Genomic DNA, 25,461 nt, shown 5'->3' on the forward strand with positions numbered 1-25,461 from the left:
GCCAGCAACACCGCCACCGATATCACCAGCGGTGAAGTCACCATCGACACCAGCGGCCCAAGCGTTGTAATCAGCACCAACGACAGCAACCTGTCGGCAGGGGAGGCCACAACACTGACCTTTACGTTCAGCGAATCGGTCACTGGCTTTACAGCAGGTGACATCGTTCCTACAGGCGGCACGATCAGTAATCTCGTGCAGTCGACAGGTAACCCTGCCGTCTGGACGGCGACTTTCACCTCAACAGGAGGCGGTTCGCCGAGCGTCAGCCTACCTGCAGGTAGCTATACCGATTTGGCCGGCAATGCAGGTGGTGCTGGCAGCCTGAACCTCAATAGTGACCCAATTGCCAGTAACGACAACTACCTGGTTTCCGGGCTGGTTGGTCAGTACTTTGGCTACAACGAAGGGACTAACGGCGCCAACCTGACCAACCTCAGCCAGGTTGAAACTTTCATCAATGGCCGCGCACCTACTGCCACCTTCACAGCCACCAACCTGAACTACGGGCCGGTGAGCAATGACGGCTTGGGTAACGGCACCAGCCTGCAAACCTTCCTCAAAGCTGATGCTGGCAGTTTGTCAACTGATCCGGCAAATACCTCCGATGCCATCCTCAAACTCAACGGTATCGTTAACCTGGCCGCTGGTACTTATCAGTTCCGCGTCACTGCAGATGATGGTTACAGCATCCGCATCAACGGTCAGACTGTTGCCGAATACAACGGCAACCAAGGTGCGACCGCTAGAGAGTCTCTGACCTTTACCGTTCCACAGGGTGGGGCTCAGCAAATCGAAATCGTCTACTGGGATCAGGGTGGCGCGGCTCAACTGACTATTGAACTTCGCCCGCAAGGCGGCTCCTACAGCGTACTGGGAGGCAGTGCGCTGCAAAATGAAATCCCAGCCCTGGTCACCAACGAAGATCAGGCTCTTACCATCAGCCCAGCGACTCTGCTGGGTAATGATACGGATCCGGATGGCAACCCGATCAGCATCATCAGCGTGCAAGGAGCGACGCATGGCAACGTCGCGCTGATTGGCGGCAACGTGGTGTTTACCCCTGACGCCAACTACAACGGTGCGGCCACCTTTACTTACACCGTGAGTGATGGCCTGGGTGGTCTGTCCACTGCAACGGTGACGGTCGGCGTCAAAGCGGTCAACGATGCACCTGCGGCAGTTGCCGATAGCGCTACAACCAATGAAGACACACCCGTTACCATCAATGTGCTGGCTAATGATACTGACGTCGATGGCGACAACCTGATCGTTACAGGGGCAACAGCCAGTAACGGTACTGTGGTGGTCAACGCCGATAACACCCTGAGCTTTACGCCGGCCAGCAATTTCAGTGGCACAGCACTGATTCAGTACAGCATCAGTGATGGCAAAGGCGGTACCTCCAGCGCCCAACTAAGCGTGACTGTCACACCTCAAGCCGATGCACCATTGATCTCGCCAGTGTCGAACATCTTTGTGCTCAACCCTGGAGCCACTGTCATTTCAACGGGCAACACCGATACACCGATCAACACAGCGGCTCTCAACGCAGGCGATGGTATTTCGCAAGCCAATCTGGAGGCAGAGCTTGGTCTGGCTGCAGGCTACTTGGACAACCGCTTCAACCCGACCGGGCCGAACGTTAATGACACAGGCAACGTTGACGTAATAGACGGTAAAGCCACCTATGCCGACTACAACTTGGTCAACGGCACAACAGTTAACTGGAACTACTCATTCACTAATGGCGAGAACCTCGCCAGCGAAGTACAGGGTGGTTACAACGACTTGGTCGTGTTGCTCGTGACAGACCCGGCAGGTAATCGTAATGCCTTCCTGGTGGACTCATCAGAGTCTAAGTTTCCGAACTTCACCAGTAACGGGACATTCAGTTATACCGCGACTCAAAGTGGCAACTACAGCTTCAGCTGGCTGGTACTCAATGGTCGCGACGGCCTCAAAGACTCGTCTCTGTCGCTTACCAATACCAACTTCACCCAGAGTGGAAGCACAACGCTTTACGGCGCGCCTATTGCGTTATCACTTGCAGCACAACTGGTCGACAAGGATGGTTCAGAGTCTCTGAGCCTCGTCCTGTCGGGACTTCCGACTGGCGCTAGCCTGAGCGCGGGGACCAACAATGGCGACGGCAGCTGGACGCTAAGCGCCAGCGACCTGAACAACCTGCATCTGCTACCACCTGCTGGCTACACCGGAACGCTGAACCTGACGCTGACCGGCACTGCTACAGAAACAACCAATAACCACACTGCTAACAGTTCGCAATCGTTCAGCATCACCATCAATGAAACCAGCAATACACTGACCAACGCGACCGCTGGCAACGATACGCTTACCGGAACTGCGAACAATGACCTGATTCGGGGTTACAACGGCGATGACACCCTTAACGGCGGTAGTGGTAATGACCTGATCTACGGCGGCGTCGGTAATGACACACTCAACGGCGGTGCCGGGAACGATCATCTTTACGGCGGGATTGGCAACGATACCTTGAATGGCGATGCAGGGAATGACTTCCTCAATGGTGAGTCCGGCAACGATATTCTCAATGGCGGAGCCGGAGACGACATTCTGCGCGGTGGCCTCGGTAACGACACGCTGACTGGCAGTACAGGTAAGGATCTGTTCCTCTGGCAACGCGGTGATCTGAACACTGCGGGTGGTCGGGATATTGTCCGGGACTTCAACGCCAGCGAAGGTGACCGCATTGATTTGCACGATCTGCTGCAAGGCGAGAATGACGGCAATATTCTCAATTACCTGCGCGTGGACACTGCAACATCCACACTGTTGATCAGCAGTACGGGGGTGCTCAACGCCAGCGGCAGTAATGCTGATGTAACCATCAGGCTGGAGAATGGCAGTGGCAGCAATCTGAATTTCAACCCTGGCAACCTGAGCCAGGCTGATCTGGTCAACTCGCTGATCGCCGGTGCCGATCCGCTGATTAAGATCGACCACAACTGATGGCAAGAACCCCGCTACCATAAGGTGGCGGGGTTCTTATCGGTTCAACAGGCAAGGAGCGGTCGATGTTGTATGTAAAGCGCGATACCTACGGCAACCTGCTGCAGGTCGAGGCGGCGCCTTTCGAGGGCATGGATGGCGAGTTGGCGGCTGACAGCCAGGAGGCTCAGGCCTGGTTTGCCAACCAGACGGCCGAAAGCAGCCTGCTCCAGTTGAAACAGAGCGACCTGGATATGATCCGGGTCCTGGAAGACTTGATCACGGTGCTGATCCGCAAGGGGGTGGTACGTATCACCGACCTGCCGGAGGCGGCGCAGAGCAAGCTGGTGGGCCGCAGCAAGGCGCGGGATGCCTTGGGCGGGTTGCATCGGTTGATAAATGATGATGAGTCGGAGCTGATCTAAGAACCTGTTTACAATCTGCTGCGCGTCGGCCCTGCTGCGTAGCAACGACCAACAGGAGTAACAGCCGCAGGCTGGCCCGAAGGGCGAGTGAAACGAGTAATGCTCATGTACAGCTCGTACACTCCGCTTCCTCGCCGTTTTGACCAGCCGATGGTTGTTACTGGCGTAGCGCCTTGCAGGGCTCTAGCTCGCGAGATCGTAAAAAGGCTCTAAAAACCTCGGCACAGCGAATCACCCTGTAGGAGCCAGCTTGCTGGCTCCTACTCGTTTGGGCCCGGATTAAGCCCAGGGCCCCGGTTCGCCAAACAGACGGCCCTGCACGGCCTCGATGCCCATGCTGCGCAGCACCTGCCACTCCCCTTCGCTTTCCACCCGCTCGGCGATCAGCGGTAGGTCGATGCTGTTGGCGGCGCGCTGCATGGCTTCGATAAACAGGCGCTTGTCGCCTTCCTGGTCGATGGCGCGGATATAACTGCCGTCCACCTTGAGGTAGGCCAGGCCCAGCTTGGCCAGGTTGCCGATCATGCTGAAACGGCCGCCGAAGTGTTGCAGACCAAGGGCAAAACCCAGGCTGCGCAGGCGCTGGGTCAGGGCCTCCAGGGCATCCTGTTCGGGCAACTGGTCTTCGTCCAGCTCCAGGGTCAGGCGCGGGCCGCACTGCGGGTACTGCTGCAGCAAGCTGTAGAGCTGGGCCAGGGCCTGGGGCTGACGCACGGTGGCGCCGGACAGGCTCAGAGCCAGCTGGCCCTCTTGGTGACTCATACGCTGCAGCACCTGTTCAAGCATGGCCAGGTCCAGACGTGCCGCCCAACCGAAGCGTTCCACCCAGGGCAGAAAGCGGCCGGCCGGAATCAACGTGCCCTGTTCATCACGCAGGCGGGCAAGAATCTTCTGATGCAGAGCCTGTTGTGGCTGATCGGTGTGCACCACAGGCTGGGCGAACAGCTGCAGAGCGCCCTGCTCCAGAGCCTGATCAAGTAGCTGATACCAAGTATGGCGCTCATCCACCGGCGCCGACAGCCCTGGCTGGCCTGCCAGCGCCCAGCATGACTGGGCCTGCGTGGCAGCCTGGGCCAGGGCCGCATCCAGCAGGCGGTAGAGTTCGTCAGCCGATTCACCCGGAGAGAATGCCCCCAGCCCCATATGGGCCACGGGCGTGCAATCGCTGGCGCCGGTTTGCTGCAGGCTGAACAGGGCCTGCTCCAGCTGCTCGGCCAGCTGCACGGCTTCGTCATGGGCCAGCCCCGGCGCCAGCAGGGCGAATTCGCCGCCCCGATTGCGCGCCAGGACAAAGCGCCCATGGCTCAGCAGACGCAGCTGCTCGGCAATGGCTTGCAGCAGCTGATCGGTGCGCGCGCCGCCCAGGCGCTGGTTGAGTCCGGCCAGGTCGTTGACCCGCAATAACAACAAGTAGCCATTGCAGGCCTGCTCGTCGACATTCAGGCGGGCATGCAGCTGCAGATCGAAATAGCGCCGGTTGGCCAGGCCGGTGAGGCTGTCCTGGTAGGCCTCGGCCCGCAGCACCTCGCTGCGCGCCGCCTCCTCGGCGAACAGCGCCTTGAGCTTGCCGACCATCTGGTTCATGGCGTTGACCACCCGGCGAAACTCCGGCGTCTTGGGCAGCTCGGCCAGGCTGAGAAACTCACGGCGGGCGATGGCATTGGACTGTTCGACCATATAGTCCAGCGGGCGCAGCTGGCGCTTGAGCAGCAACACACCGAGCGCCACGCAGAGCAGGCTGCTCAGGGCCAGCCAGAGCAGGTTGCCCAGGGCGCTCTGCCACAGTTTGCCGATGGCGAACAGCGGATGGCTGGTGACCTGCACATGGGCGGCCTGGCGCCAGCCGTCACTGACGATGGCATCGCCACGGGCCGGCGCCAGGTCCACCAGATCGGCAAACCACTGCGGCGCCTCACTCGTCACCGGCACACCGCTGCGCTCCACCAGCAGCGCGCCGCTGTTTGGATCGAGCACGCGGATGCTCTCGAAGTAGCCACTGTCGAAGATCGAGCTGACCATCAGCTCGATCATCGCCACATCATTCACATGGGGGCTCAGGGACAGGCCCAGGGCCGTGGCCGCATCCTGGGCATGGGCGCGCAACTGGTTGACCTGCTGCTCGCGGGAGCTCTCCACGCTGACCAGAAAGCTGCCGGTGAAATTCACCAGCAGCAGCACGCAGATGGCGATAAACAGCTGCTTGAACAATGACATCAATGACTCCTAACAGGCCCGCTCAAGGGAAACCCTCGGCGCGCATTTTCTTCAACAGGTCCTGCCAGCGCGACAGCTGCTTGCTGTTACCCACTTGCCGGCCATTACCCGCGCCCGGCACCCATACACCCTCGGCATTGAAGGCATATACCGGCTGCAGGTCGGGGCGCCGGCTGGCCGGCTCGATGGCGTCGATCAGGTTGTCCAGCACCAGCGGCTCGGCCTGGGGATGGGCGTAATAGGTCAACACCATATGCGCCTGGTTGAGGCGCAGCGCCTTGACGTAGGTTATGCGCAGCTTGTCGCTGGCCACGCCGAGCTGACGCAGGCTGATGTACTTGGCGATGGCGTAGTCTTCACAATCACCGGCACCGCGCCACAGCGCCTCCACCGGGGTGGCCCAGTAGTCCTGCACGCGCCACACCTCGCTATCGTCACGAAAGCGCACACGCAGGTTGAAGAAGCGATTGACGGCCTTGAGCTGCGCCAGCTCCTCGGCACCGCCCTGCTCCTGCAGGAGGCGCTGCCACGACTCGATGCGTTCGCGCCCTTGGCCCAGGGGACCGTAGAGCTGCTCGGCGCGGCGACTGATCTGGCTGAAATCCCAGGCGGCCTGCAACCCGCCCAGCGTCAGGGCAAGCAGCAATAACGCCACCCCGACCTTGCCGGGCATCATCCGCACGACTTCGCGACTCCCCACTGCACACCAGACTTCCCTCACAAGACGGGCGCCATGGTGCGGGCCTGACTGGCAAAAGGCAATCACGGGCTGGACAGGCCCGGGCCGCCCTGTTCAGACTGCGCCGAGCAAAGCGGAGAGCCTGCCTGTGATCGAACATTTCCTCATGCGTTTTCGCCTGCGCCTGCTGTTTGGCGCAAGCGTGTTGCTGACTGCCGTAATGGGCTGGCCAGAGCCACCGCTGTGGCTGCAATGGACGGCGCTGTTGCTGCTGGTGATAACCGCCATCAATACATTGCGCCATAAAAGGCTGTTCTTCAGCCTGGTGCTGATCCTGGGCCTGACCAACCTACTGCTACTGGCGCTGGAACAGCTGATCGGACTCCCCGCCAACCTGAGTCATGGCCTGGGCTTGTTTGTCTTTTACCTGGCGATGGTGGCTTCGCTGTTTCACCGGGTCATTCATGAGCGCCCGGTCACGGGCGAGCTGATCTACGGCCTGCTGGCTTTTTATCTGCAATTGGCGCTGGCCTTTGCCATGGCCTATCAGATCATCAACGGCCTGGTACCGGAGGCCTTCGGGAGTGACCGCGGCGCCCTGCAGCTGGATGATTTCGTCTACTACAGCCTGGTCACCCTGACCACCGTGGGCTACGGCGATATCCATGCCCTGGCCCCGGCCGCACGCCTGCTGGCGGGCGCCGAGGCAGTGGCCGGGGTGATGTTTATCGCCATTGCAGTGGCGCGCAGCCTGATGCTGATCAGCGACCGCGAGGAAGATATTTGAGGTGATCGCTTAATTAACGGCTAACACTTCGTAGGAACGGATTTATCCACGAAAATCGCGGCTCAAGCCCCTAAAAGGACCCGCGGCACATCACCTGACCTGAGCCTGACTCAGCGCCTGGGCGGCAACCCCTGAATATGCAGCACGCCAAACAGCAGTACCTGCAGGCGCTCCAGCCAGGGTTGCGGACGGCTCTGCAGGCGCCGGCGAAACAGCAGCACCTCGCCGATATGGGCCAGCAACACCGCGGCGGCGGCCAGGCTGAGCGGCCAGAACCAGGCCTCGCCCAGGGGCACGAACAGATTGGCCAGCGCCAGCAGCCAGAACATGGCCAGCGCGCCCTTGGCAAAACTCAGCAGATGCATAGCGGGGTCTCCGTTATTGAATGGCACCACCGAGTCTGCCGCGCTCACGCCCCAAGAGCCGCTGGACTTTGGTTGAGCGCACGGCCGCTACAGGTTAATCACGGCGCACCCTACAGCCGCAACTCGCAGTCCGTAGGGTGCGCCGTACGCACCCGCCAAACGGGCTGCCGTGCACCTAGCGCAGCGTCAGGGCAATCGGTGCATCCTCGAAATCGAAGCAGCCGAGAAAGGTCCTGAGCTCCAGCAGATTGCCGTCAACCTTGACATCACCCAGCAGCGCGCCCTTGAGCAGGCCATTCTCGCCACTCATCACGGTGTCCAGATAGGTCTTGTCGAGGGTCAGTTTAAGCCTGGTGCCCTCGGGGATGCCCTTATGCAATTGCACCACGCCACGGCGCACCTCTAGAGCCCATTGCTCGCCGATATCCGGGAAGTCAAAGCCCAGGGTCAGCTCGACATCATGGGCTTTTTCCGGGTCGACTCGGGTAATCCAGTTCTGCAAAAAGATCCGCGCCGGGAAGTTCTTCAGCATGTCCGGGGAGAGAAACGCACTGCGCATGTCCTGGGCCAGCTGCTGCACCTCGTCACCGTCGAACTGGCCCTCCAGTTCCATGGCGCTCATCAGGTACCAGTTGCGCCAGTTGATATTCATGCTGGCGTAACCCAGCTTGCGGAAACTGCGCGCCTTGATATCGCGGGCCAGCTTGTCCTCGTTATCCACCTGAATGGCGTAGCTGGAAAGTTCGGCAGCCCACTGGTGATCGCCCTTGAGGTAGGCCTCACCGGCAGCCAGCAGCAGCTTTTCCCGGCCACCCATCAAGGCGATCAGCCGTTCGGCCTTGTCTTTCGGCGGCAGCGGATCGAGGGCCACCGGGTCGCCCTGGAACCAGCCCAGGTAGCCGTTGTAGATCTGCCGCACGCTGTGTTTCACCGTGCCGTAGTACTCGCGCAGGTAAGGCGTGTAGCCGGCCAGATGTGGCGGCAGCTTGACCTTCTCCACCAGCTCGTCCGGGGTCAGGCCCTTGTTTATCCAGCGCACGCTCTGGTCGTGGATATAGGCGATGCCGTCGCGGGTCATGCGCAGCACTTCCTCGACCTTATCCTGGCCACTGACCGGGCGGCCGTGCAGCGGCACCATATGCTCGGCGCGGTATTCACGCAGCCTGTCCAGGCTCTCGACCCACTGCACCGGGTCGCGGAACTTGGTGCCGCGCAGGGTGTGGATATTCGGCAGGGTCGGGCCCTGTTCCACCTCGGCGCTGATCAGCACGCGGTTATCCGGCAGGTAGACGGTGATCTCGTCCGGCGCTTCGCTGGGTACATGCAGGAACTGCAGATCCAGCCCGGCGATGCGGGTGTCGAGCTTGTCCTTGAAAGTCAGGGTCGGCGCGATAAAGGTCGAGGCTTCTACAACTGCCAGCGGCCCGATCCCCGCATTCATCTGTTCGTGGTCGCTGTCCGGCAGGCCGGCGCCGAAGCTGTAGCCGGAACGCACCGAAAGAATCGGCCCGACCAGCGCGCCCTGGGCCACCACATTGGCCAGCAGGGTTTCGTGGGCAATGATCTGCACCTCGCCGCTGCGCACCTGTTCTTCCGTGACGAAGGCCTTCACACCGTTGATATGGTCTGGGTGGAAGTGGGTGTAGACCACCGCCTTGACCGGCTTGTCGCTGATCTTGCGGAACTCGGCCATGATCTTGCGCGACTCGCTGACCGCCTCGCCGGTGTCGACGATGATCAGCCCTTCCGGCGCCTCGATCATCGCCACGTTGCCCAGTTGCCAGCCCACCGCCGAATAGACGTTGCCGGCCACCTGGTAGACCTGTTGCGTGAAGTGTTTGCTGTGCTCGGCCAGCTCCGGGTGGATCGAGGCGTTGATCTGCTCGTCAGGCAAGGCCGCATGGCCGGCCATGGGCAAGGCCAGGCTCAGCAGCACGGCGGCAGTTCGATTGAGTGAAAACATGGGCAGGCGCTCATTGTTATTGGCAGTGCTGGCAGATTGGCCAATCCAGACCGATAATTCCAATGCATTCCAAAACCAACAATGATGCAAGTAACGCATGAACGACCTGCGCCAGCTCCGCCACTTTGTCGCCCTCGCCGAACACGGCCACTTCGCCCGCGCCGCCGAAGCCGTGCACCTTAGCCAACCGGCCCTAAGCCGTAGCATCCAGGCCCTGGAAAGTAGCCTGGACTGCGTGCTGGTCGACCGCCACAGCCGCGGCATCAGCCTGACCGCCCACGGCCGGCTGGTACTGGAGCATGCCCGTCGCCTGCTGGCCGGCAGCCGCGCCCTGAGCAATGCAGTCAGCCAGCTGGCCAATCTGCAAGCAGGTGAGCTGCGCCTGGGCTGCGGCCCCTACCCGGCGGCGCGGTTGGTTCCCCGCGCCCTCGGCAACCTGGCCCAGCGCTATCCGGGAGTGCGGGTGCAGGTGCAGATCGCCAACTGGAAGGCGTTGCGCGACAGCCTGCTGAATGACGCCATCGAACTGTTTGTCGCCGACAGCCGTGAACTGCAGGATGATCCCCTGCTCTGCATCGAGCCGCTGCAGCGCCACGCTGGCGTGCTGTTCTGCCGCCCGGGCCATCCTCTGCTGCAACAGCGCACACTCGGCCTGGGCGATCTGCTCGACTACCCCCTGGCCGGCACCCAGCTACCCCTGGCGGTGGAGCAGACACTGCGCAAGCTCAGCGGCCGCGAACAACCGCTGGGCATTCAGTGCGATAACTTTATGCTGCTGAAAACCCTGGTAGCCGATAGCGATGTACTGAGCATGGCGCCCTGGGATGTGGTGGCCGAGGATATCCAGGCCGGGCGCCTGGCCGTGCTGCCCCTGCAGAGCGGGTTACTCAGCGAACAATCGGCCTATGGCCTGGTCAGCCGCGCCGGGCATAGCCTGTCACCTGCAGCGCAAGCTATGACGGAGCAGATCTACCAAGCGGAGCGCAGCTTCAGCCTGGCGTCTGAAGCCGCAAAAACCTAGTTCTGCCGCCATTCACGCTCGGAGCGCTCGGCTCTGCGCTGCCAGTCGCCAGAGCGTTGGCGGTCTTGCCGGTGCTGCCGACGGTCATCCTGATGATACTGACGCGGCCGCTCATGCCTGCGCTCATCCCAACCGGCCTGCCGCTGAATATGACGCTGCGGGTGCGGATAAGGCTGGTAGTGATGCGGCGCGGGTGCCGACTTGTAACGCTGAGGGGCCTGCCAGTCACCCTCATAGCGTCGACCGTCATACCGGCGCATCTCATAGCGATGCTTGTCGTGCCGGTAGTAGTGCGGCACCACATATAGCGTCTGGCGCGGCACCTGGTAGTAGGTGGTCGAATAATGGCGATCATGGCCGCGATAGCCATGACCACTGCCGCCGTAAGCAACACAGCCGCTCATAAATAGACCCAACAACGCAATCAGCATGGATTTGAATAACATGGCGGCCTCCTTCGACCGCAGGTAAGACGTCGACGGCTGTCGACAACCAGGATCACTCCCACCTGCTATGACAACAGCCCTTGTCATTCGCTTGCAGCCCGCCCAGGGCAACCGACCGACGGCAATCGCCCCGCAATGCGGCACACCGGCTACATGGCGCACCAGAACAGCGCAACAGACACCCCACCCACGTCCACGGACAGCGCTTAAGCCCCGTTGCAGAAGGCCTGCGTATAACTGGCACGATGCTCGCTATGGGTAAGACGTGCAGGAACAACCCGCCCTGGCGGGATCGCGGCACCACAATTTGCAATAGCCGACTAGGGTTCCGGGCTGCCGATCAGCGGATCGACGGCTGACTGGTCCGAGAGTTGGCGACCTCCTTCGAGGTTACACGGCGGGATAAAAGCCCGGGAGAACGCGCCCCAGTGATGGGGAAACCGCCGCGCACTCCTGCCCGCCCACTTTCGAACTGGAGGTTCCACCATGCGTAAGCCCCGTCTGCTCTCCACCCTCGCCGCCGCCCTGGCCGTCTCGCTCAGCTGCAGCGCCCAGGCCGCGCCGAAAAGCGATTTCAGCGTCTGCTGGACCATCTACGCCGGCTGGATGCCCTGGGAGTACGGCGCCGCCTCCGGCATCGTCGACAAGTGGGCGAAGAAGTACGACATCAGCATCGATGTGGTGCAGATCAACGACTACGTCGAGTCGATCAACCAGTACAGTGCCGGCCAGTTCGACGGCTGCACCATGACCAATATGGACGCCCTGACCATCCCGGCAGCCGGCGGCATCGACTCCACCGCCCTGATCATCGGCGACTTCTCCAACGGCAACGACGGCATCGTGCTCAAGGGCGAAGGCAAGACCCTGGCCGACCTCAAGGGCATGGAGGTCAACCTGGTGGAACTGTCGGTTTCCCATTACCTGCTGGCCCGTGGCCTGGAGCGCGCCCAGCTGAGCGAGCGTGACCTCAAGGTGGTCAACACCTCCGACGCTGACCTGGTCGCCGCCTTCGCCACCGACGGCGTACAGGCAGTGGCCACCTGGAACCCGCTACTGGCCGAGATCGAAGCCACCCCCGGAGTGACCAAGGTGTTCGACTCCAGCCAGATCCCCGGCGAGATCATCGACCTGATGGTGGTCAACAGCGACACCCTCAAGGACAACCCGGCCTTCGGCAAGGCGCTGACCGGTGCCTGGTACGAAATCATGGCCACCATGGGCAGCGATTCGGCCGAGGGCCTTGCCGCCCGCGAGCATATGGCCAAGGCCTCCGGCACCGACCTGGCCGGCTACGAGGCGCAGCTGGCGGCGACCAAGATGTTCTACTCGGCCAGCGATGCCGTGGCCTTCGCCACCAGCCCGAAACTGCCGGCGACCATGACCAAGGTGGCCGAGTTCTCCTTCAGTCACGGCCTGCTGGGTGAGGGCGCGCAAAGCAGCGACGCCATCGGCATGAGCTTCGCCAAGGACGTGATCACCGGCGACAGCGGCAATCTCAAGCTGCGCTTCGATCCTTCGTTTATGCAGATGGCGGCTGACGGCACGCTGTAAGCAAACGCCCTTGCGTAAACGGCACCTCGTAGGGTGGATGACGCTTCACCCATCCACCACCTCGCGCCTCCATGGTGGATGAAAAAAGCGCCAGCTACGCGCCCCGATCCACCCTACGCACGACGAGATCACTATGCGCCTGATCAACCGACACCCGCAGCGCGGCGGCCGCCTGCTGCTGATGCTGCTGCCCTTTGTGCTGCTGTTGCTTGTCTACTTCAGCGCCTCCAGCGCGCGGCTGGCAGACAACGCCAACGACAAGCTGCTGCCCAGCGCCAACCAGATGGTCGCGGCCATCGATCGCCTGGCCTTTACCGAGGACAAGCGCAGCGGCCACTACCTGTTCTGGCAGGACAGCGCCGCCAGCCTCAAGCGGCTGGCCATGGGCATCGGCATTGCGGCAATAGCCGGGCTGTGTCTGGGCATCGCCGCCGGGATCATCCCGCTGTTTGGCGCGCCGCTGTCGCCGCTGCTCACCGTGCTGTCGATGGTGCCGCCGCTGGCGATATTGCCGATCCTGTTTATCGTCTTTGGCCTGGGCGAGCTGTCCAAGGTGATGCTGATCGTCATCGGCATCACCCCGATCCTGGCCCGTGACTTGGAGCAGCGCGCTCGGGAAATCCCCCAGGAAATCCTGATCAAGGCGCAGACCCTGGGCGCCAGTACCTGGACCCTGATCCTGCGCGTGGTGCTGCCGCAATTGCTGCCGCGCCTGCTGATCGCTCTGCGCCTGGTGCTCGGCTCGGCCTGGCTGTTTCTGATCGCCGCCGAGGCCATCGCCAGTACCGACGGCCTGGGCTATCGGATCTTTCTGGTGCGCCGCTATATGGCCATGGACGTCATCCTGCCCTATGTGGTGTGGATCACCCTGCTCGCCTGGCTGATGGACCTGGGCCTGCGCCAGACCGCCCGTCTGTGCTTTCCCTGGTATGAAGGGGCCAAATCATGAGCGCCTTTATCGAAGTCCGGAATGTGTGGCAGGAGTATGGCGATCAAGTCGTGCTTGAGCGCTTGAACCTAAGCATCAACGAAGGCGAGTTCTGCACCCTGGTTGGCGCCTCCGGCTGCGGCAAGTCGACCTTTCTGCGCCTGCTGCTGGGTCAGGAGCGCGCCAGCCGCGGCGAGATCCTGCTCGCGGGCGAGCCCCTGGCCGGCGAACCCGATAGCAGCCGTGGCGTGGTGTTTCAACGCTACTCGGTGTTTCCGCATCTAAGCGTGCTGGATAACGTCGCCATCGGTCTGGAGCTGCCACGATCCAAGCTGCTCGGTCGGCTGTTTGGCGCCGCCAAGCGCGAGGCCCGCGAACAGGCTGCGGTGATCCTGCACAAAGTCGGCCTTGGCCATGCCCTGGACAAGTACCCCAGCGCCCTGTCCGGTGGCATGCAGCAACGCCTGGCGATTGCCCAGGCGCTGACCATGCAACCGCGTGTGCTGCTGCTCGATGAGCCCTTCGGCGCTCTCGATCCGGGCATTCGCAAGGACATGCACGCCCTGCTGCTGGAGCTGTGGCACGAGACCAAGCTGACCGTGTTTATGGTCACTCACGATCTCAGCGAGGGCTTTAGCCTCGGCACCCGCCTGCTGGTGTTCGACAAGACCCGCCTCGATCCCCATGCGCCGAACGCCTTCGGTGCGCGCATCACCTATGACATTCCCCTGAACAGCGACCGCCGCGCCCAGCGCGCCGCCGTCGAAGGCTTGCCCGCGCATATCGCCGGCAAGCTGCAACCGGCCCTGTAAGGAGCTCGCCATGACCGCTGCACTGACCCTGCGCCCCACCCTGTACGAGGAACTCATACCCGGTGGCGGCCACACCTCCTTTGTCCTCAAGCGCGGCCAGCTGCTGCGCATCACCGATATCGAAGGCGGCGCCAATGCCAGCCTGCTGCTGCTCAATGCGGCGGAGAAAAGCGAACGGCTGAACCTGCCCGACACCTTGAAGTGCCAGCACACCGCCAAGCTGACTGCCGGCCACTGCCTGTATTCGGATATGGGGCGGGTGCTGGCCGCCATTACCACGGACACCTGCGGCTGGCATGACAGCTTTGGCGGCGTACTGAATGCCGAGGAAGTGGCCGAGAAATACGGCCAGGGCAGCTATCAGCAGCTGCGCAACGGTTTCTTTCGCAACGGCGTGGACAACCTGCTGGTGGAAATGGGCAAGTGGAATCTGGGCCTTGCCGACCTGCTGATGTGCCTGAACCTGTTTAGCAAAGTCACGGTGGACAGCGATGGCTGCTTCCACTTCCAACCGGGCAATTCCAAGGCCGGCGACCATATCGAGCTGTTCGCACCGATGGACTGCCTGGTGGCGCTCACCGCCCTGCAACACCCCATGGACCCCAACCCGGTTTACTCGCCCAAGCCGCTGCAACTGTCCTGGCACAAGGTCGAAAGCGACGGCATCAGCGTGCTGTGCCGCACCTCACGCGCGGAAAACGCCCGCGGCTTCCATAACACCGAACGTCTGTATCTGTGAGGCCTGCCAGCATGACTCTTATCTCAAGCGACAAGCATCCGGAAGCGGCGGTGTACCGCGCCACCATCGGCGCCGGCGAGCCCTTTCTCTGTGAAGTTAAAGCCGGCCAGACCCTGCGCCTGCTCGACCTGGAAGGCAACCAGGCGGTCGATACCCTGTTCTACAGTGCGCAGAACCCGCGCGAGCGCTATGACGCGCAGCGCACCCTGCGCAAACAGAACCGCGTGTACCTGAGCACCGACAGCGTGCTGTATTCCAACCTGGGCCGGCCGATGCTGAGCATCACCGCCGACACCTGTGGCCGCCACGACACCCTCGGTGGCGCCTGCGCCCAGGAAAGCAACACGGTGCGCTACGCCCTGGACAAGCGCTATATGCACAGCTGCCGCGACAACTTTCTTCGCGCGAGCCTGCACGATGGTCGCCTGGAGAAGCGCGACATCGGCGCCAATATCAATTTCTTTATGAACGTGCCGGTCACCCCCGAAGGCGGCCTGACCTTCGAAGACGGCATCTCCGCCGCCGGCAAGTACGTCGAGCTCAAGGCGCATATGGATGTGATCGTATTGATCTCCAACTGCCCGCAGCTGAACAACCCCTGCAACGGCTACAACCCGACCCCGGCCGAGGTGCTGGTATGGGATTGAGCAGGTTAAAAAACGAAAAGCTTGCAACCAGACCTGTAGGAGCGGGCCATGCCCGCGAACGCTCTTCGCGGGCATGGCCCGCTCCTACAACCTATGGACGACCATAGGGCGCATCACTACCGGCGGGACGGCCCGCCTCTTTCGAGGACACCTCGAATGTTCGACAAACTGCTGATCGCCAACCGTGGCGCCATTGCCTGCCGCATCCTGCGCACCCTTCGTCAGCTCGACGTCAAGGGCGTGGCCGTCTACTCCGAAGCCGACGCCGCCAGCCTGCATATCCAGCAGGCCGATGAAGCCTTCAGCCTCGGCGAAGGCCCGGCCGCCGGCACCTACCTGGTGGTCGAGAAGATTCTCGCCGTCGCCAAGCAGGCCGACGCCAAAGCCATCCACCCCGGCTACGGCTTTCTCTCGGAGAACGCCGCCTTTGCCGAAGCCTGCGAGGCCGCCGGCATCGCCTTTGTCGGCCCGACGCCGGAGCAACTGCGGGTATTCGGCCTGAAACACACCGCCCGCGCCCTGGCCAAGCAGCATGGCGTGCCGATGCTGGAAGGCACCGAACTGCTGGAAAACCTCGATGCTGCATTGCTCGCAGGCGAGCAGGTCGGCTACCCGGTGATGCTAAAAAGCACCGCCGGCGGTGGCGGTATCGGTATGCGCGTATGCCACTCGGCCGCCGAGCTCTCCGAGGCCTTCGAGGCAGTCAAGCGCCTGGGGCAGAACAACTTCAGCGACAGCGGCGTATTTATCGAGAAATACATCCAGCGCGCCCGCCATCTGGAAGTGCAGGTATTTGGCGATGGTTGCGGGGAAGTCATAGCCCTGGGCGTGCGCGACTGCTCGGTGCAGCGCCGTAACCAGAAGGTGCTGGAAGAAACCCCAGCGCCGAACCTGCCGGCCGGCATGGCCGAGGAACTGTGCGCGGCGGCGATCAAGCTGGCCAAGGCGGTCAGCTACCGCAGCGCCGGCACCGTGGAATTTGTCTACGACAGCGAGGCGGCGCGCTTCTACTTCCTGGAAGTGAATACCCGCCTGCAGGTCGAACATGGAGTCACCGAACAGGTCTGGGGCGTCGACCTGGTGCGCTGGATGATCGAACTGGCGGCCGGCGATCTACCACCATTAAGCGAACTGGCGAAAACCCTAAAGCCCAGCGGCCATGCCATCCAGGCGCGGCTGTATGCCGAAGACCCGGGCCGCGACTTCCAGCCCAGCCCCGGTCTGCTGACCGCCGTGGAGTTTCCCAAGGCCGATGGCCAGGCGCTGCGCATCGACACCTGGGTCGAAGCCGGCTGCGAGATCCCGCCCTACTTTGACCCGATGATCGCCAAGGTCATTACCTGGGCCGATAACCGCGAAGCCGCCAGCGCCGCCCTGAATCAGGCTCTGGCCGATACCCTGCTCTATGGCGTGGAAACCAATAGCCAGTACCTGCGCCAGATCCTTACCGACGCGCCCTTTGCCAGTGGTAACCCCTGGACCCGCTGCCTGGAAGGCCTGGTCTACCAGGCCAACACCTTCGAGGTGCTAAGCGCCGGCACCCAGACCACCGTGCAGGACTTCCCCGGTCGCCTCGGCTACTGGGCCGTCGGCGTACCGCCCTCTGGGCCGATGGACAGCCGCGCCCTGCGCCTGGGCAATCGTCTGCTGGGTAATGCAGAAGGCGCTGCCGGCCTGGAAGTCACCATGAGCGGCCCGACCCTGCGCTTTAACACCGATGCAGTGGTGGCGGTCACTGGTGCGTCTATTCCGCTTAGCGTCGATGGTATCGAGCAGCCACTGAATACCGCCCTGCTGATCAAGGCCGGCAGTACCCTAAGCCTGGGCACCATTGCCGGCGCGGGGGCACGCAGCTATCTGTGCCTGCGTGGCGGTGTGCAGGTGCCGGATTATCTCGACAGTAAAAGCACCTTTACCCTTGGCCAGTTCGGCGGCCACGGCGGCCGCGCCCTGCGCGCCGGTGATGTGCTGCATATCCCGGCTCTGACCGACCGCCAAGCCGATGCGCAACTACCTGATGAGCTGTGCAGCGCCCTGCCTGCCGTGCGGGAAATCCGCGTGATCTACGGCCCCCACGGCGCGCCGGAATACTTTACCCCGGCCTATATCGAGACCTTCTTCGCCACCGACTGGGAAGTGCACTTCAACTCCAGCCGCACTGGCGTAAGGCTTATCGGCCCGAAGCCCGAGTGGGTGCGCGACAGCGGCGGCGAAGCCGGCCTGCACCCCTCGAATATCCACGACAATCCCTATGCCATCGGTGCAGTGGACTTTACCGGCGATATGCCAGTGATCCTCGGCCCGGACGGCCCCAGCCTGGGCGGTTTTGTCTGCCCGGTGACCATTATCGAGGCCGACCTGTGGCAGCTGGGGCAGCTTAAGGCCGGCGACAAGGTGCGCTTTGCCCCGGTGGATATCGCCAGCGCGAGGCAATTGGCCAAGGCACGCAATGAAGAAGTTCAGGATCTCGCGCTTGTCTCCCCTCTCCCGCTTGCGGGAGAGGGGCCGGGGGAGAGGGCTCTTGAAAACACCCAAAGCCCCTCTCCCCAACCCTCTCCCATAAATGGGAGAGGGAGCAGTTCGATGTTAGCTTCCCCCATCGTCCTCGATATCGGCGCAGACGATAAACGCCTGGTGGCGCGCCTCTCCGGCGACACCCACCTGCTGCTGGAAATCGGCGCGGCGGAGCTGGATCTGGTGCTGCGTTTCCGTGGCCATGCACTGATGCAGGCACTGGAAGCACTGAGCCTCAACGGCGTGATCGACCTGACGCCGGGCATTCGCTCGCTGCAGGTGCACTACCAACCGGAAACCCTGCCCCTGCAGACGCTGCTCGATATCGTCGCCGGCGAATGGGACGCCGTCTGCGCCACCCAAGACCTGCGCGTGCCGTCGCGCATCGTTCATCTGCCGCTGTCCTGGGACGACCCAGCCTGTCAGCTGGCGATCGAGAAATATATGACCACGGTGCGCAAGGACGCGCCCTGGTGCCCAAGCAACCTGGAATTTATTCGCCGCATCAACGACCTGCCCAATCTGGATGAGGTGCATCGCACGGTGTTCGACGCCAGCTATCTGGTGATGGGCCTGGGCGATGTGTATCTGGGCGCGCCGGTGGCCACCCCGCTGGACCCACGCCACCGCCTGGTCACCACCAAGTACAACCCGGCGCGCACCTGGACTGCCGAGAACTCGGTGGGCATCGGCGGCGCCTATATGTGCGTGTACGGCATGGAAGGCCCCGGTGGCTACCAGTTCGTCGGCCGCACCCTGCAGATGTGGAACCGCTACCGCGAAGTGGCCGCCTTCGATGGCAAGCCCTGGCTGCTGCGCTTTTTCGACCAGATCCGCTTCTACCCGGTGTCGGCGGAGGAGCTGCTGCGTATCCGCCGCGACTTCCCCCTGGGCCGCTATGAGCTGCGTATCGAGCACAGCGAACTGGCCCTGGCCGACTACCAGGCCTTTCTCGACCAGGAGGCTGCGGGCATCGAGGCCTTCCGCAGCCAGCAGCGCGCAGCCTTCGACGCCGAGCGCCAGCGCTGGATCGAATCCAGCCAGGCCCACTTCGACAGCGAGGAAGTGGCCGCCGATATCGGCGAAGACGCCCCACTCGGTGCCGGCCTGCATAGCATCGAAAGCCATATCGCCGGCAACCTCTGGCAAGTCCAGGTGAGTGCAGGCGACCGGGTCAAGGCCGGCGATATGCTGGTGATTCTGGAGTCGATGAAGATGGAAATCCCCCTGCTGGCCCCCCGCGATGGCGTGGTGCGCGAGGTGCGCGTGCAACCCGGCTCGCCGGTGCGCGCCGGGCAGCGGGTGGTGGTGCTGGAAGAGGCCTGAAGCTGACCCGAGTGGTGGATGGAAAAACGTCATCCACCCCACGAACTGAACGCCAAGCGCAGGGTGGATCACGCTTCACCGATCCACCAAGCGGCCGCCGGCCGCCCAAATTTGCGATGCCACGGCATCAACGGTGGATGGATAAAGCGCCATCCACCCTACAGAGGACGCGACATATGCCACACCTATTCGATCTACGCCTCGGCGCCCTGAAAACCACCTATCAGAGCGGCAGCCTGACCCCGCGCCAGCTGATCGCCGCCCTGCGCGACAAGGCCACGGCGCTTAACCCCGAGTTCAATCTGTTTATCCATCTGCTGAGCGCAGCGGAGCTGGAGCCCTATCTGGCCGCGCTGGATGGCAAGTCGCCGAGTGAGCTGCCGCTCTACGGCGTGCCCTTTGCCATCAAGGACAATATCGACCTGGCCGGTATCCCCACCACCGCTGCCTGCCCGGCTTTTGCCTATGTGCCCGAGCGCAGCGCCACCCTGGTCGAACAGCTGCTGGCCCTGGGTGCGATTCCCCTGGGCAAGACCAACCTCGACCAGTTTGCTACCGGCCTCAACGGCACCCGCTCGCCCTATGGAGCCTGCCGCAACTCGGTGCACCCGGCCTACCCGGCCGGCGGCTCCAGTTCCGGGTCATCCCTGGCGGTGGCCCTGGGGCTGGCCAGCTTTGCCCTGGGCACCGACACCGCCGGCAGCGGCCGGGTGCCGGCGGCGTTGAACAACCTGGTTGGCCTCAAGGCGAGCAAGGGCCTGCTCTCCACCGCCGGCGTGGTACCGGCGTGCCGCAGCCTGGACTGCGTCACCTACTTCACCGCCACGGCGCGCGAGGCCAGCCAGCTGCTGGCCCTGACCGCCGGGCTGGATGGGCGCGATGAATACAGTCGCCGCAATCCACTGTGGAATGATGCCTGTGCCTTCGGCGCCCCCCGCCCGGGCTTTCGCTTTGGTGTGCCAAAACAGCTGGAGTTTCTCGGCTGCGCCGAAAGCCCGGCGCTGTTCGCCGCGACTATCGAACAGCTCAAGGCCCTCGGCGGCGAAGCCATCGAAATCGACTTCGCGCCGTTCCTTGAAGCCGCCCGCCTGCTCTATGCAGGGCCCTGGGTGGCCGAGCGCTACAGCATCGCAGGCGCCCTGATCGAGCAGCAGCCGGATGCCGTGCTGCCGGTGATCAAGGCCGTGCTGGAAAAGGCGCCGAGCGTCAGCGGCGTCGACACCTTCCGCGCCCAGTACCGTCTGCAGGCGCTCAAGGCCAAGTGCGACCGGATGCTCGCCGAGCTGGACTGCGTGCTGACCCCGGCCTACCCGCGCCCGGTGAGCCTGGCCGAACTGCAGGCCGAGCCGGTGGCGCGCAACTCGGACCTGGGTCATTACACCAATTTTATGAACATGCTCGACTATGCCGCCGTGGCGGTGCCGGCGGGCTTTATGCACAACGGCCTGCCCTGGGGCGTGACCCTGTTCGGCCGCGCCTTGACCGATCAGTACCTGCTCAGCCTGGCCGACGCCTTGCAGCGCCAGCACAACCTGCCCCTGGCCGGCGAACGCCGCCTGGATCTGAACGAGCCAAGCAACCTCGCCCGCCATGACAAGGCGCGCCTGGTGGTGTGTGGCGCCCATCTGGATGGTTTGCCGCTTAACTGGCAGTTCAAGCAGCGTGGCGGCCGGCTGGTCGCTGCCACCCAGAGCGCCCCCCACTATCAGCTCTACGCCCTGGCCGGTGGCCCACCGCTGCGGCCTGGGATGGTCCGAGTCGGCGAAGGCGGCGTGGCCATCGCCGTGGAAGTCTGGGAGCTACCGAGCAGCGAACTGGGCTCCTTTCTCACCGGTATCCCGGCGCCCCTGGGCCTGGGCAAGGTGCAGCTGGCCGATGGCAGCTGGGAAAGCGGTTTTATCTGCGAACCCTATGGCCTGGAAGGCGCCACCCCGATCAGCCACTTTGGCGGTTGGCGCGCCTATCTACGCAGCCTGCAGCCTCAGGCATAAGCCCTGTGCCAGGGCGCGCAGCTGAGCGCGCCCCTGGGCAGGCAAGTGGTGCAGCCTGCCAGGGTCTGTTGCCGTTTTATCGCGAGGCGCGTTGCCGCGAGAAAGGGCAACAGCCCCCAGGTGCAGGGGGCAACAGTCATAAAATGGCGGAAAAGCCCTGAGCATTCGCCGGCACAAGCCGGCAGGCCACGGCTACAATAGCGCCATCACTTCGCCAGCGAGTCCTCCATGGCCCGTACTGCCCCGCCTACCCGTCAGCGCGTACTGCTGCTGTTCCTTCTGGTACTGCTGGGCTGCGGTTTTCTCGCCACCTCCCTGGTCAGCTACTACAGCGCCTTTAATTCGATCCGCGCGGGCATCATCCACACCGAACTGCCGCTGACCTCGGACAACGTCTACTCGGAAATCCAGAAGGACCTGGTACGCCCCATCCTGATTTCGTCGATGATGGCCCGCGACACCTTTCTGCGTGACTGGGTGCTGGCCGGCGAACAGGAGGCCTTGCCGATCATTCGCTACCTGCAGGAAGTGCAGGCGCACTATGGCACCGTCACCAGCTTCTTCGTGTCGGACAAGACCCACACCTATTACCAGGCCAAGGGCGTACTCAAGCAGGTCAAGGAAGATGAGCCGCGCGATAGCTGGTACTTCCGCGTACGCGAGATGGCCGAGCCCTACGAAATCAATGTCGATGTGGACATGGCCAACCAGGATCGCCTGACCGTATTCATCAACTACAAGGTACTCGACTATCAGGGCAACTTTATTGGCGCCGCCGGCGTGGGCCTGACCGTGGATACCGTGGTGCAGCTGATCGACACCTACCAGCAGCGTTACCAGCGCAGCGTGTTCTTTGTCGACCGCAATGGCCGTATTGTCCTCACCGGCGCCGAAGGCGGCCCCATGGGCGCCCGCAGTGGCCAGACCCTGCTGGAACTGCCGGCCCTGGAAAGCCTGCGCGAGCAACTGGCCACACCCAAGAGCGGCAGCTTCGAATACCGCGAAGAGGGTCGCGATCACTTTCTCAACGTGCGCTTTATCCCCGAGCTGAACTGGTACCTGTTCGTCGACAAGCACGAGAACAGCGCCCTGGCCAATATCCGTCAGTCGCTGTACCTGAATCTGCTGATCTGCCTGCTGGTGACCCTGATCGTGATCGCCCTGGTCAGCGTCGCCCTGCACCGCTACCAGCGCCGCATCAGCGCCATGGCCACCACCGACCTGCTGACCGACCTGCTTAACCGCCGCGGCTTCGATCTGCTGGCCAGCCAGGCCCTGCAGGAAGCGCGGCGCAATGCCAGCCCGCTGTGCGCCCTGCTGCTGGATATCGACAACTTCAAGCAGCTCAACGACAGCCACGGCCACCTGGCCGGCGACGAGGTACTGCGCGGCTTTGCCCAGCGCCTGCGCGACAACCTGCGCCAGGCCGACATTATCTGCCGCTGGGGCGGTGAGGAATTTATCCTGCTGCTCAAGGACACAAGTGCGGCCCAGGCCCGGGATCTGGGGGAAAAACTGCGCCAACAGGTCGAGCAAAGCGGCTTCAGCCATCAGGGCCAGGATCTGGCCATCACCACCAGCATCGGCCTGGCCCAGCTGCACAGAGACGACAGCCTGGACCAGCTGATCGCCCGCGCCGACCGTGCTCTGTACCGGGCCAAGCAGGCCGGGCGCAACCGCCTGTGCGAAGAAACCGCATGACACCGGGCGAACGCTGCCCGCGTTGCGGCGCCGCCAACCAGTGCGCCCAGGCAGGGCGTGAGCAGCCGGTTGAGCAGTGCTGGTGCTTTACCGCCACCATAGACCCGGCAGTGCTGCCGCCCCTGCCCCAGGACCCGCTTGCGCAAGCCTGCCTCTGCCCGCGCTGCGCCATGGGCCTGGCAAGGCCTGCAGCAGACGCACACGACTGACCATGCGCCTGGACCGCTTTCTCGCCAACCTGCCCCACAGCAACAGACGCACGGCCCTGCACTGGCTGGCCAGCGGCCGCGTGTGCCTGGACGGCCAGCCATGCCGCGACGCCATCGCCGAAGTGAGCGTCTTTAGCCAGGTGCAGCTGGACGAGGAAAACCTGCAGCAGGGTCAGCCGCGGCGCTTCTGGATGCTGCACAAGCCCATCGGCGTGGTCAGCGCCACCCAGCACCCCGAACACCGCACAGTGATCGATCTGCTCGACGAACCCGACCGCGACCAGCTGCACCTGGCCGGGCGCCTGGACCTCAACACCAGCGGCTTGCTCCTGCTGACCAACGATGGCCAGTGGTCGCGCCGCGCCACCCTGCCCAGCCAGCACAAGGCCAAGGTCTACCGGGTCGACACCGAAGATGACATCGACCCGGCCTGTATCGAGGCCTTCGCCCGCGGCCTGTACTTCGCCTACGAAAACCTGACCACCCTTCCGGCCGAGCTGCGCATCCTCGCCCCGCGCCAGGCCCTGCTGACCCTGCACGAGGGCCGCTACCACCAGGTCAAGCGCATGTTCGGCCAGTTCCGCAACAAGGTGGTCGGCCTGCACCGCCTGAGCCTGGGCGGCATCGAACTGGACCCGCAACTGGCCCCCGGCCAGTACCGCGCCCTGACCCCGGCAGAAATCGCCTGCATCTGAACCTTCCAGCCGCCGAGTCACATGCTTAGCTAGCTAACCGACCAACGGTCATCGGTAATCGGAATATTCACTTGCACCGGCTAGAACCAGACTGCTTAAATCGAACCATAAGGTCTTAACGTGACTAATCGGTCACCAATAGCCATCCAAGCGTTTCGTCGGTTGCTTGCGCGCTGCGCAAAAGGGTTCCTGCCCAGGTTATAGACGCCCTCCTGCACCTTTCTCCAAGGCTGCAGCAGACGCCCTATTTCAGCCCTAACTGATTGAAAATAAAGAAATTATAAAAATCAAAAGCCTGACATCGGTTTGTCACGTCCAGGCGTTTTCCTACTGCCGTATAGCCCGCCTGATGCCACCCACATCAAGCTGCCCACACTTGCGCCAGGAGGAAACGACATGAAGCCAGCCACCGCTGTCGTCGACGTACAAGGAATCTACCGCGTCCACACCGAGTTCTACGCCAACCCGAGCGCACGCAAGACCATCATCCTGGTCAACGGCTCGCTTTCCACCACTGCCGCCTTCGCCCAGACGGTCAAGTACCTCAGCAGCCAGTTCAATGTGGTGCTCTACGACCAGCCCTATGCCGGCCAGTCCAAGGCGCACAACGACCACAGCCAGCCGCTGCGCAAGGAAGACGAAGCGAGCATCCTGCTGGAGCTGATCGAGCACTTTCGCGCCGACCATCTGCTGTCCTTCTCCTGGGGTGGCGTGGCCGCCATGCTGGCCCTGGCCCAGCGCCCGGCGCGGATCGAAAAGGCGGTGATCTGCTCCTTCTCGCCGCTGCTCAACGAGGCCATGGTCGACTACCTGGAAGAAGGTCTGCTGCACCTGGCCGCCCTGGATGGCGAGCGCCTGGGCCAGCTGGTCAACAGCAGCATCGGGCGTTACCTGCCGTCGCTGTTCAAGCGCTACAACCAGCGCCATATCAGCAGCCTGGATCACCATGAATACCGGCAGATGCATGCCCATGTGCACCAGGTGCTGCACCTCGACAGCCACTGCCAGATGCAGTGCCTGGCCGCCATCGATATCCCGGTGCTGTTCGTCAACGGCGAGCACGATGCCTACACCTCGCCGGCCGATGTGCAACTGTTTGCCCATCACCTGCTGGACAGTCGCTTCGTCACCATCGACAACGCCGGACACTTCCTCGATATGGAACACAAGGCCGCCTGGCTGCAGTGCCAAAGCGCCCTGCTCGGCTTCCTTGCGGAACAACCCCGGCGCCAGCGCGGCTACCGTCCCCAGCTGGAAACCGTGCAGGCGATCGCGGTATGAAACAGCGTCCCCCTGCACCGCCGCGCTATCGCATCGCGGTGCAGGCTTCATTTCCCGCGCAAGTTCCGGTATAAAGGCACCCGCTGCGGGCGTCGTATAATGGTAATACCCTAGCTTCCCAAGCTAGAGCCGTGGGTTCGATTCCCATCGCCCGCTCCAGTTCTCTACAAAAAAGCCCTGCTTATGCAGGG

The 25,461-nt window shown here is 62.9% G+C and carries 20 protein-coding genes, 1 tRNA gene and 1 riboswitch; of the genes, 16 read left to right on the top strand and 5 right to left on the bottom strand.

What is annotated here, in order from left to right:
- Together GJV18_RS18740 and GJV18_RS14390 are read left to right on the top strand one after the other, a co-directional pair.
- On the top strand, positions 1–2,994 hold a 2,994-nt coding region (locus tag GJV18_RS18740; RefSeq protein ID WP_160346771.1), incomplete at its 5' end, for a cadherin-like domain-containing protein.
- Between the two features lie 65 nt (positions 2,995–3,059).
- The gene (locus tag GJV18_RS14390; RefSeq protein ID WP_160346773.1) at positions 3,060–3,398 is read left to right on the top strand and encodes a tryptophan synthase subunit beta; all 339 of its coding nucleotides are present in this window, start codon (positions 3,060–3,062) and stop codon (positions 3,396–3,398) included.
- A gap of 279 nt (positions 3,399–3,677) precedes the next feature.
- Here GJV18_RS14390 and lapD read toward each other — a convergent pair whose 3' ends face one another.
- Positions 3,678–5,612 (bottom strand): cyclic di-GMP receptor LapD, encoded by a 1,935-nt coding sequence (gene lapD, locus GJV18_RS14395; protein WP_160346774.1) that lies wholly within the window; start codon positions 5,610–5,612, stop codon positions 3,678–3,680.
- A gap of 22 nt (positions 5,613–5,634) precedes the next feature.
- Positions 5,635–6,288: a cysteine protease LapG gene (gene lapG, locus GJV18_RS14400; protein WP_233280194.1), complete on the bottom strand. Its 654-nt coding sequence runs from the start codon at positions 6,286–6,288 to the stop codon at positions 5,635–5,637.
- A 151-nt stretch (positions 6,289–6,439) separates the two neighbouring features.
- Between lapG and GJV18_RS18780 the strand changes: the two genes are divergently transcribed.
- A complete protein-coding gene (locus GJV18_RS18780; RefSeq protein ID WP_178113456.1) occupies positions 6,440–7,078 on the top strand; it encodes an ion channel in 639 nt (212 codons plus the stop codon).
- 110 nt (positions 7,079–7,188) lie between these two features.
- Here GJV18_RS18780 and GJV18_RS14410 read toward each other — a convergent pair whose 3' ends face one another.
- Together GJV18_RS14410 and GJV18_RS14415 are read right to left on the bottom strand one after the other, a co-directional pair.
- Complete coding sequence (locus GJV18_RS14410) at positions 7,189–7,443, bottom strand: DUF1145 domain-containing protein (protein ID WP_160346776.1); 255 nt, start codon at positions 7,441–7,443, stop codon at positions 7,189–7,191.
- A 175-nt stretch (positions 7,444–7,618) separates the two neighbouring features.
- Positions 7,619–9,406 (bottom strand): alkyl/aryl-sulfatase, encoded by a 1,788-nt coding sequence (locus GJV18_RS14415; RefSeq protein WP_160346778.1) that lies wholly within the window; start codon positions 9,404–9,406, stop codon positions 7,619–7,621.
- A gap of 97 nt (positions 9,407–9,503) precedes the next feature.
- On the opposite strand from GJV18_RS14415, the gene GJV18_RS14420 reads away from it, so the two are divergent.
- The gene (locus GJV18_RS14420; protein WP_160346780.1) at positions 9,504–10,427 is read left to right on the top strand and encodes a LysR family transcriptional regulator; all 924 of its coding nucleotides are present in this window, start codon (positions 9,504–9,506) and stop codon (positions 10,425–10,427) included.
- Here GJV18_RS14420 and GJV18_RS14425 read toward each other — a convergent pair.
- Positions 10,424–10,873 carry a hypothetical protein gene (locus tag GJV18_RS14425; protein ID WP_160346782.1) on the bottom strand — a complete coding sequence of 150 codons (450 nt, stop codon included), beginning with the start codon at positions 10,871–10,873 and terminating at the stop codon, positions 10,424–10,426. The genes GJV18_RS14420 and GJV18_RS14425 overlap by 4 nt on opposite strands.
- Before the next feature lie 309 nt (positions 10,874–11,182).
- A riboswitch (guanidine-I (ykkC/yxkD leader) is annotated at positions 11,183–11,292 on the top strand.
- Between the two features lie 67 nt (positions 11,293–11,359).
- Between GJV18_RS14425 and GJV18_RS14430 the strand changes: the two genes are divergently transcribed.
- From GJV18_RS14430 to GJV18_RS14485, 12 genes are all read left to right on the top strand, one after another.
- Entirely contained in the window at positions 11,360–12,427 is a 1,068-nt protein-coding gene (locus GJV18_RS14430; protein ID WP_160346784.1) for a putative urea ABC transporter substrate-binding protein, read from the top strand.
- Between the two features lie 133 nt (positions 12,428–12,560).
- A complete protein-coding gene (locus GJV18_RS14435) occupies positions 12,561–13,376 on the top strand; it encodes an ABC transporter permease (RefSeq protein WP_160346785.1) in 816 nt (271 codons plus the stop codon).
- Positions 13,373–14,167 carry an ABC transporter ATP-binding protein gene (locus tag GJV18_RS14440; RefSeq protein WP_160346787.1) on the top strand — a complete coding sequence of 265 codons (795 nt, stop codon included), beginning with the start codon at positions 13,373–13,375 and terminating at the stop codon, positions 14,165–14,167. The genes GJV18_RS14435 and GJV18_RS14440 overlap by 4 nt, the downstream gene beginning before the upstream one ends.
- Positions 14,168–14,177: 10 nt before the next feature.
- A complete protein-coding gene (locus GJV18_RS14445) occupies positions 14,178–14,906 on the top strand; it encodes an urea amidolyase associated protein UAAP1 (protein ID WP_160346789.1) in 729 nt (242 codons plus the stop codon).
- 11 nt (positions 14,907–14,917) lie between these two features.
- Entirely contained in the window at positions 14,918–15,553 is a 636-nt protein-coding gene (locus GJV18_RS14450; RefSeq protein WP_160346791.1) for an urea amidolyase associated protein UAAP2, read from the top strand.
- Between the two features lie 156 nt (positions 15,554–15,709).
- Entirely contained in the window at positions 15,710–19,393 is a 3,684-nt protein-coding gene (gene uca, locus GJV18_RS14455) for an urea carboxylase (protein WP_160346793.1), read from the top strand.
- Positions 19,394–19,569: 176 nt separating this feature from the next.
- Positions 19,570–21,384, top strand: coding sequence for an allophanate hydrolase (atzF, locus tag GJV18_RS14460; RefSeq protein WP_160346795.1), 1,815 nt, complete (start codon positions 19,570–19,572; stop codon positions 21,382–21,384).
- Positions 21,385–21,612: 228 nt separating this feature from the next.
- A complete protein-coding gene (locus GJV18_RS14465) occupies positions 21,613–23,085 on the top strand; it encodes a sensor domain-containing diguanylate cyclase (protein ID WP_160346797.1) in 1,473 nt (490 codons plus the stop codon).
- A complete protein-coding gene (locus GJV18_RS14470; RefSeq protein ID WP_160346799.1) occupies positions 23,082–23,294 on the top strand; it encodes a cysteine-rich CWC family protein in 213 nt (70 codons plus the stop codon). The genes GJV18_RS14465 and GJV18_RS14470 overlap by 4 nt, the downstream gene beginning before the upstream one ends.
- Positions 23,295–23,296: 2 nt before the next feature.
- Positions 23,297–23,989, top strand: a complete 693-nt coding sequence (locus tag GJV18_RS14475; RefSeq protein ID WP_160346801.1) for a pseudouridine synthase — start codon at positions 23,297–23,299, stop codon at positions 23,987–23,989.
- Positions 23,990–24,385: 396 nt separating this feature from the next.
- Positions 24,386–25,270, top strand: a complete 885-nt coding sequence (locus GJV18_RS14480) for an alpha/beta fold hydrolase (RefSeq protein ID WP_160346803.1) — start codon at positions 24,386–24,388, stop codon at positions 25,268–25,270.
- A gap of 85 nt (positions 25,271–25,355) precedes the next feature.
- Positions 25,356–25,429 (top strand) — tRNA-Gly (locus GJV18_RS14485).
- Positions 25,430–25,461 lie beyond the last annotated feature (32 nt).

Source organism: Pseudomonas xionganensis (assembly GCF_009763245.1).
In the GTDB taxonomy this organism is placed as follows: Bacteria; Pseudomonadota; Gammaproteobacteria; order Pseudomonadales; family Pseudomonadaceae; genus Aquipseudomonas; species Aquipseudomonas xionganensis.